This window comes from Rhodococcus sp. 06-470-2, assembly GCF_002258235.1.
GTDB lineage: Bacteria > Actinomycetota > Actinomycetes > Mycobacteriales > Mycobacteriaceae > Rhodococcoides.
The window spans coordinates 2,011-3,209 of record NZ_NOYB01000026.1 but is presented as its reverse complement, the minus strand read 5'-3'; the positions used below and the strand labels follow the sequence as shown (position 1 = coordinate 3,209).

Below are 1,199 nucleotides of genomic sequence, written 5' to 3'. Positions count from 1 at the left end.
CGGGTGTGCACCGAGAACGACTCCCCGTCGCCGATGAACGCCGGATCGGAGACCACCGCAGCATGGAACGGGATCACCGTCGCCAACCCCTCGACGGTGAACTCGGCGAGGGCGCGACGCGACCGCGCGAGGGCTTCCTCGCGGGTGGCTCCGGTGACGATGAGCTTGGCGAGCATCGAATCGAACTGGCCGCCGATCACACTGCCGGATTCGACACCGGAATCGACGCGCACACCCGGACCCGACGGGGCAATGAACGTGGTGACCGGGCCCGGTGCGGGCAGGAACCCACGGCCGGCGTCTTCGCCGTTGATCCGGAACTCGAACGAATGCCCCCGCGGTTCGGGATCTTCGGTGATCGACAGTTCCTCACCGTTGGCGATCCGGAACTGCTGCAGCACCAGATCGATGCCGGAGGTTTCCTCGGTGACGGGGTGTTCGACCTGCAGGCGGGTGTTGACCTCCAAGAACGACACCAGCCCGTCCTGGCCGACGAGGTATTCCACCGTCCCGGCACCGTAGTAGCCGGCTTCGAGGCAGATCGCTTTCGCCGACGAGTGGATTTCCTTGCGTTGGGCGTCGGTGAGGAACGGGGCGGGGGCTTCTTCGACGAGTTTCTGGAAGCGGCGTTGCAGCGAGCAGTCGCGGGTGCCGGCGACGACGACGTTGCCGTGTTGGTCGGCGATGACCTGCGCTTCGACGTGGCGGGGCTTGTCGAGGTACCGCTCGACGAAGCATTCCCCCCGCCCGAACGCCGCGACCGCTTCGCGGGTGGCCGAATCGAACAACTCGGGGATCTCCTCGCGGGTGCGGGCGACCTTCATGCCGCGTCCGCCGCCACCGAATGCGGCTTTGATCGCGATCGGCAGGCCGTGTTCGTCGGCGAAGGCGAGGATCTCGTCGGCGTTCTTCACCGGTTCGGAGGTGCCGGGCACGGAAGGGGCTTTGGCGCGGGCGGCGATGTGGCGGGCGGTGACCTTGTCACCGAGGTCGCGGATCGACTGCGGAGACGGCCCGATCCAGATCAGCCCGGCATCGATCACGGCCTGGGCGAAGTCGGCGTTCTCGGAGAGGAACCCGTAGCCGGGGTGGATGGCGTCGGCACCGGACTTGGCGGCGGCGTCGAGGATCTTGTCGATCACCAGATACGACTCCGCCGAGGTCTGACCCCCGAGGGCGAACGCCTCGTCGGCCAACCG

The 1,199-nt window shown here is 67.6% G+C and carries 1 protein-coding gene; it reads right to left on the bottom strand.

What is annotated here, in order from left to right:
* Positions 1-1,199, bottom strand: a 1,199-nt coding sequence (locus tag CH276_RS13775; protein WP_094689116.1) for an acetyl-CoA carboxylase biotin carboxylase subunit, incomplete at both ends; no start/stop codon positions are given.